7 protein-coding genes are annotated in these 6,934 nt (G+C 67.9%); 4 read left to right on the forward strand and 3 right to left on the reverse strand.

Translation table 11 applies throughout. From position 1 onward, the window contains the following. The 4 genes from BL253_RS23435 (at position 1) to BL253_RS23450 (ending at position 3,051) form a co-directional block, all read left to right on the forward strand. Positions 1 to 1,317, forward strand: coding sequence for an amidohydrolase family protein (locus tag BL253_RS23435; RefSeq protein ID WP_076819260.1), 1,317 nt, complete (start codon positions 1 to 3; stop codon positions 1,315 to 1,317). Between the two features lie 5 nt (positions 1,318 to 1,322). Further along, positions 1,323 to 2,075: an SDR family oxidoreductase gene (locus BL253_RS23440; RefSeq protein WP_076819261.1), complete on the forward strand. Its 753-nt coding sequence runs from the start codon at positions 1,323 to 1,325 to the stop codon at positions 2,073 to 2,075. Between the two features lie 123 nt (positions 2,076 to 2,198). Further along, positions 2,199 to 2,612, forward strand: a complete 414-nt coding sequence (locus BL253_RS23445) for a VOC family protein (RefSeq protein ID WP_076819262.1) — start codon at positions 2,199 to 2,201, stop codon at positions 2,610 to 2,612. A 4-nt stretch (positions 2,613 to 2,616) separates the two neighbouring features. Beyond that, entirely contained in the window at positions 2,617 to 3,051 is a 435-nt protein-coding gene (locus BL253_RS23450) for a nuclear transport factor 2 family protein (RefSeq protein ID WP_198946369.1), read from the forward strand. Between the two features lie 92 nt (positions 3,052 to 3,143). Here the strand turns inward: BL253_RS23450 and BL253_RS23455 are convergent, their stop codons facing one another. From BL253_RS23455 to BL253_RS23465, 3 genes are read right to left on the reverse strand one after another with little or no spacing between them, the layout of a single operon-like run. Next, a complete protein-coding gene (locus tag BL253_RS23455; RefSeq protein WP_081438599.1) occupies positions 3,144 to 4,514 on the reverse strand; it encodes an aromatic ring-hydroxylating oxygenase subunit alpha in 1,371 nt (456 codons plus the stop codon). A 39-nt stretch (positions 4,515 to 4,553) separates the two neighbouring features. Continuing rightward, positions 4,554 to 5,018: a VOC family protein gene (locus BL253_RS23460; protein WP_076819263.1), complete on the reverse strand. Its 465-nt coding sequence runs from the start codon at positions 5,016 to 5,018 to the stop codon at positions 4,554 to 4,556. Next, positions 5,015 to 6,697 (reverse strand): class I adenylate-forming enzyme family protein, encoded by a 1,683-nt coding sequence (locus tag BL253_RS23465; protein ID WP_076819264.1) that lies wholly within the window; start codon positions 6,695 to 6,697, stop codon positions 5,015 to 5,017. The genes BL253_RS23460 and BL253_RS23465 overlap by 4 nt, the downstream gene beginning before the upstream one ends. Positions 6,698 to 6,934: the final 237 nt, after the last annotated feature.

Raw genomic sequence — 6,934 nt, forward strand, 5'->3', positions numbered from 1 at the left:
ATGGTCGTCCTCTCGAACGCTCGCGTCTTCGACGGCCACGCGATGCTCCCGGGCAGGGGCTCGGTCACGTTGTCCGGCAACCTCGTCGCGTCGGTCGATCTCGTCGCGTCGGTCGATGAGAGTACCGGCCGGCCTGGCGACGACGCTGTCGACGTTGACGGCCTGACCGTCATGCCCGGCCTGATCACCTCTCACCTGCACCCGGACTTCTACAGGTTCGACATCTTCTCCGGCGAGAAGCCCGGCAAKGAGCTTCCGCCCGGCGTCATGATGGCAATCGGCGTTCGCACCTGCCGGGTACTGCTGGAGAGTGGTTTCACCGGGTACTCGGGCGCCGGGTGTGCCCATGACATCGACGCGCAGCTCAAGATGGCGATCACCCAGGACATCATCCCGGGCCCCCGCATCCGAGCCTGCGGGCACCACGTCGGCACGACCGGCGACATGAACAACCGCAGCCGCTGGTGGAAGCCCTACGAGACGCCCGGCATCGACCTGTGCGACGACGGGCCCGTGGCGATGCGCAAGATGGTCCGCCTGGAGGTCAGCCGCGGCGTGGAGACCATCAAGGTCTTCGCCAGCGCTGGACACGGCATTCCAAATGTCACGTCACGGAACATCTCCCGAGACGAACTCGCTTCCATCGTGAACACGGCCCACGAACGCGGCGCCAAGGTCCGCGCGCACGTGTGTGACAAGCCGATGATTCTCGAATGCCTCGACCTCGGCGTCGACATCATCGACCACGGGGACGAGATCGACCAGGAGTGCATCGACAGGATGGTGGCGGCCGGCACCTTCTGGGTCCCCAGCCTCGTCTATCTGTGGAGTCTGTTCGAGATCGGCTATGCGGAAAAGTTCGGTGTCACCCGCGGGATCTACGACCACATGTGCAAGATGCTCCCGGTCGCCCAGGAGGCCGGGGTGCGAATCCTCATCGGAGACGACTACAGCGGCGTGTTCCGAACTATGATCAAGAACGACCCGCTCGACCACCAGGTGGGCAACTACGGCCGGGAGTTCGCGTTCTACTCGGCGATCGACGGYCTGTCGCCGGCGGAGGTGCTCTCCTGGGGGAYGAGCAACGCCGGGCAGCTTCTGGTCGATCCGCCCGCGCGGGTTGGTGTCATCGAGCCCGGAGCACTCGCCGATCTGATCATCGTCGACGGTGATCCGCTCGCCGACCCGGCCCTGCTGTCCCGGCCCGACGAGGCCCTGAAGGCCGTGATCCGCGACGGCGTCCTGGTCATCGATCGCCTTTCGGTGACGTCGAGGGCTCCGGCGGCGGGCCCGGCGACGTCGAGGCGGGAGGGCTGAGAGCGATGGTCGACGCAGCGTCGAGGAGAGTCGCCTTCGTCACCGGTGCTGGCTCGGGCATCGGCCGGGCCGCGGCCGAGGCGTTCCTGCGCCGTGGGTACGCCACCGTGCTCGCCGACCTGAACGAGCGGGCCGGCCGGGAGGCGCAGAGCGAGCTCGGCGCACTGGGGGAGTGCGTCTATGTCAGCTGTGACGTCACGGACGACGACACCGTGCGAACCGCTGTCGCCACCACCGTCGCCGCCTACGGCCGGCTCGACGCCGCCTTCAACGCCGCGGGCATCGACGGCGAGCAGGGCAGACTCCTCGCCGAGTCGAGCATGGAGAACTGGAACCGCGTCCTCGCGGTCGACCTCACGGGCATCTGGTCCTGCATGCGCCACGAGCTGCCCGCGCTGGTGGCGTCGGGTGGTGGCGCGATCGTGAACTGCGCCTCGGTCGCGGGGATCCGCGCGGCGCCGACGGTCTCCGCCTACACCGCGGCCAAGCACGGGGTCGTCGGGCTCACGCGGGTGGCGGCGCGCGAATACGCCTCCCACCGGGTGCGGGTGAACGCGCTGTGCCCGGGCACCGTGGACACGCCGATGTTCCGGGCGTCGATGCCGAAGGAGACGGTCGAACGTCTCGTCCGCGCCAACCCGTCCGGCCGCGTCGCCGAAGCGAGCGAGATCGCCGACACCGCGGTCTGGCTGTGCGCCGACGCGCCGGGCTACCTCACCGGTCAGGCCATCGCCATCGACGGCGGCGCCGGTGCCTGACCGGCCACGGCACCCACGTCAGGAGACGACCCGGCGGCCTCCGGCGCCGGCACGCGGGCCGGGTGCTCGCGACCACGCCCTCGCCGGACGCCGAGGCCAGCCAACGAGTACGAGAGGACCGCGATGCATCGCAACCTGCTGAGCACCTTCGTCATCGACGCTCCCACGGAGGTCCGCGACCGGACCGTGACCTTCTGGGCCGCCGCGCTGGGAGCGGAGGCCAGGGCCACCAAGTTGCCGGCGTACACCATTCTCGAGGACGCGGCCGAGCCGAACCGGGTCGTCGTGCAGGACGTCGGCCCCGGCTCGGCCGGCGTCCACTTCGACATCCACACCGACGACCTGAAGGCCGAGGTCAGACGCCTTGTCGACTGCGGCGCCACCGTCGTGGACGACTCGTGGGCCAACCACCCGGGCCGCTGGGTGATCATGCGGGACCCGGCCGGCATGGAGTTCTGTGTGGTGTTCGCGCTGAACGAGCTGCGGCCACAGGCGGACCGTGACGACTTCGAGCGTCGCGCCAAGGTCGTGGGCTGAGACCGTGACACCGCCTACGGACGACGCCGCCGAACTCATCCACCTGAGCGCCGTGTACGCGCTGAAGATGTCACAGGGCGACGTGCACCACATCATGGAGCACGTCTTCACGCCCGACGGTTCCTACTCCGCGTTCGGTGACACGTACGGGCTCGCGGACTGGCCGCGGCTGGTCGAGGCCGCGCCGAAGGGCCTGTTCCTCACCGGGGCTCCGGTGCTCGATATCGATGGTGATTCGGGGACGGGTGAGGTGCCCCTGCTGTTCATCGACCAGACCAACCACAGAATGCGCATGGGCTGGTACAGCGACACCTACCGCCGGACCGAGGCCGGCTGGCGCCTCGTCACCCGGAAGATGACCTTTCTTCGTCGTCACGGCGGCGCCGACTCGGGCATACCCCACGACCCGAACCGGCCGGCCCCGACCGTGCGGGGATAGCCCGCCCAGGAAGCAGCGAGTTCGGGCTGACAGAACTGTAGGGCCCCGCCGCTGAGCCCCGCCGCCAGGCCCAGCAGAGTAGCCGTCCGCGGTCACGCCAGGTAGGCGTCGAGCGCGGCGTGGAAGTGCCGGATCCGGCTTTCCTGGTAGAGCGCCAGCGTGGTGCTGGTAGCGACCGAGGCACGCAGCCCGCGCTGGATGCGGCCCATCGTCGCGCCGTCCTGGTTGAAGACGCGGCCKAACACGCCGAGTTCGGGCACGCTGGTCCAGCTCTCGTCGTCGCCCAGCACGCGTGTCGGCCTGGGGCGCGGTCGGGTGCCATCCGTGGGGAGTGGCTCCAGGACCATGACGTCGATAATGCAGGATTCGGGATCGTTGCCATGGGGACGGAACCTGTACGCGAACGACGTGAGGAGACCTGCCCATGGCATGAAGTTGGGAAACAGGAGGTACTCGATGCCGTCGAGAAGCTCCGCGTCACTCGCGGTGGAATAATCGCGTCCGGTGCGGGAGGTCAATGACCTCCGCACGCGCTCGGCAAGGGTGGTCCGCGCGTTCGCCCCCGGCTCCAGGGTGACTTCCGCGTCACGCGAGCCCAGCATCCTGCGCACGATGGCGACGTCGTCGGGCTGGTCCTCAAGGTGATCGCTGCTGATACCCACAGCCGTGATCATTCGGCTTACGTGCCGGCCATAGACGTCGTACTCGCTGAGCGAGTCGGMGGCCGTGGGAAGCAGCTGGGGGTGCGTCGCCATCGTGTGGTAGGCCTCGATGAACGCTTCCAGCGCCACCTTCCAGTTGCAGGGCATGACCCGCACGACGTGGGCCTTGAGATAACGGTCCTCCAACGGCCAGTGCGCGAAGTGCCGTGGAAGGTCCTCGAGGTATTCCTCAAGCGGGGGGGCCGCGCGATCGATGTTGACGAACACGAATCCGCCCCACGTCGCGACCTGTGCCTGAGGAAGACAGAACGTGGCCCGGTCGAGGTGTGGGAAGTCCCATGCCGAGGGAACCTCGCCGAGTGTCCCGTCGAGATTCCAGGTGAACCCGTGGAAGGGGCAGCGGATGTTGTTCAGGGGGCCGTCCTTGGTGCGCAGCTGAGTTCCCCGGTGCAGACAGGAGTTGTGATATGCCCTGATCTCGTCCGGCGCCGCGCGCACTACGATCAGTGACCAGTCGGCGATGTCGTAGACGATCGAGTCACCGACCTCCGGGATCTGCTCCTCCCGGCAGGCCATCTGCCACACCCGGCCCCAGACCCGCTCGACCTCGCGGCGATGGAAGTCCGGGTCGAAGTAGCGCGACGGTGCCACGCCGCCCGGTTCCGTGTAGCCGGCCGAGACCGCTCGCAGGCTGTCCGGCACGTGGCGGGTCTCCTGGTCCAGCAGCCGCTGGTAGAAGAGCTGGCCGCGGGCGATCTCGCCGGGTGCGCGCTCCTGGGATGGCGCGTCTGATGTCGTCACGTTCRCTCCTCCTCATCCACCCGTCTGGGCGGAGTGCCGTCAGGTCGCCGGGAGCAGCACCGGCAGCAGGCTTCGGTCGACGATCTCCACGTACAGCCCGCTGCGTGCGCGCAGGTAGCTGCACATCGGCGGACGATCGTCTCTGATCGCGATCGTCGCCTCGGTCGTCCACCCGAGCGTCTCCAGGGCGGCAGCCGTGGAGGCCAGGTCGTCGACCCAGTAGCCGAGATGATGGGCGTGACCTGGCGGGGTGGCCGTCCACACCGTTCCCTCGATGGCCTGGACGAGTTCGATGTGGTGTGAGCCCTCCCGTGACAGGACGTATGCCGTCGACACGGTGCGCGTTCCGTCCTGGGTGCGCAGGCGAACGGCGGCACCGCCCTCGTGCCAGGTCACGCCGAGGTCGGCGCCGAGCCGCTCCCTGGCGCTGGCGAGGTCGTCGACGACGATCCCGGTGTGGAAGAGATCATCGGGCTGGAGAAGTCCGGGCACGGTAGGTGTCATGAGTGCAGCCGATCCTGTGCCATCACGATGAGCCGGCCGTCCTGAACCTTCGTTCCGCTGCCGTTGAGCGGTATTTCGCCGTCAGCGAAGAACAGCACTTTCTTGGGCACCTTGTAGCTCGCCAGCCGCTCGCGCAGGAAGGATCTTATGTCGAGCTCGGTGGCCGTCGATCCGTCTTTCAGCTCGACGCAGAGCACCACGATCTGACCGAGGCGACGATCGTCGACGCCGATCGCTCGCGCGAGCTTGGCGGGTTCGAAGGCGTGGAGTTGGAGCTCGATTTCCGCTGGTGACACGTTCGCGCCGCCAGTTTTGATCATCTCGGTGGCTCGGCCGGAGAAGTAGATGTTGCCGTCCTCGTCGTAAAATCCCCGGTCTCCGGTGTGGAAGAAACCCTCGAGGTCGAAACACTGCGATCGTGTCCGCTTCACGTAGTGCTCCATGAGGGTCGGGCCGCGCACGATGAGCTCGCCCTCCTCTCGCGCCGGCAGAGCCCGGCCGGTATCTGGGTCGATCACTCGCAGCTGGCTTCCCGGGAGCAGCCGTCCATAGGAACCACCCCGCAACAACTCCCGTGGGGTGTCGCTCGAAAATCCCGCAAGGAATGATGCGGTTTCCGACATGCCGTAGCCGACAGGCATGTTCCAGGTCATGTCACCCTTGACGGTTGGATGGCGAGTGAAGACCGACTTGCCATAGACCCGTGTACACGACGAGAGGTCGGTGCTCGGCCACGTCGGATGCTCGGCGAGCGTCCGTGCCTGGTGGGCGAAGGCGTGCGGCTCGGTCACGCGCTCCCTTTCCAGGAGGCGCAGCGCGTGGCCCGGTTCGAACTGCTCCTGCATCACCCACGTCCCGCCCGCGGCGATCGTCGCTCCCATCGCGGCATTGAGGCCGGCCGTCCAGAACAGCGGGAGAGGACTCCAGACCCTGGTGGCCGCGTCGCGTCCGAAGAGCTTGGCCTGGATCCACCACTGCAGCGCGACGGACTCATGAGAGTGGAGGACCCCTTTGGGCCGGTCGGTCGTCCCGGAGCTGTAGATGATGGTCGCCGAGTCGGACGGGTCGACCTGGGCGGTGACGGCGTCGAGAAGCGCGTCGCCCACCGCGTCGCCGCGCTCGAGGAACGCCTCCCATGCCTGGATGTTCGCGCGGTCCGTCGATGGCCCGAGCGCCGCGGCGTGGCGGAGGGACGGGTAGGCGGGATCTCTGATCGGCCGTGAGCCCGCCGCGCCAGGACAGAGGCCGACCAGGTCGGCGGCGAACCGTCTGCGGCCCATCGAGGTCTGCAGGAGCAGCACGCTGACGTCGGAATGGGATACCAGGTAGGACAGCTCGGGCCCGGGCGAGAAGGTCGAGAGGGGGACGGCCACCGCTCCGGCGAGCACCGCTCCGAACAGCGAGGCCACGGCTTCGGGGCGATTTCCCATGAGGATGCCGACGCGCGCGCCCTTGCAGGTGCCGCGCGCGAGGAGAGCTTTGGCGATCCGGCGGGCCTGGTCGGCGAGGTCTCGGTAGGTCCAGCGAACCGTTTCACCGACCAGGGGATCGTCGAAGACCAGAGCTTCGTGGTCAGGATGCTGCGCGCACTGGTCGGCGAGCACCTGGCCAAGGGTGAGCGCGCCGACGTCGGACGCCTCCCGTAACGGCGGACCGCTGAGCGTTTCGAAGTCCCACACGGCTGAGTACTCTAGCTCGCGATGGCACTGAGTGCCACGGTTTACCAGTGATATGAGGGCCATGAGGTTGCAAGACTGGCACTCAGTGCCAGCCTTCGTCTAGTGTCCCCGGTCACACGACACCCGCGACTGCCGGGCACGACTGAGGCCGGGCGCTCGCGAAGCGCGAGAAGGAGAACACGTGAGCACGCTGAGCTTCGACGGCGACGTCATCGTGGTGACGGGAGCGGGTGGCGG

It is taken from the genome of Pseudofrankia asymbiotica (genome assembly GCF_001983105.1).
Taxonomy (GTDB): Bacteria; Actinomycetota; Actinomycetes; order Frankiales; family Frankiaceae; genus Pseudofrankia; species Pseudofrankia asymbiotica.

Coding starts and splice junctions, on each gene's coding strand:
- BL253_RS23440 (WP_076819261.1), top strand. CDS start 1,323: ATGGTCGACGCAGCGTCGAGGAGAGTCGCCTTCGTCACCGGTGCTGGC.
- BL253_RS23445 (WP_076819262.1), top strand. CDS start 2,199: ATGCATCGCAACCTGCTGAGCACCTTCGTCATCGACGCTCCCACGGAG.
- BL253_RS23460 (WP_076819263.1), bottom strand. CDS start 5,018: ATGACACCTACCGTGCCCGGACTTCTCCAGCCCGATGATCTCTTCCAC.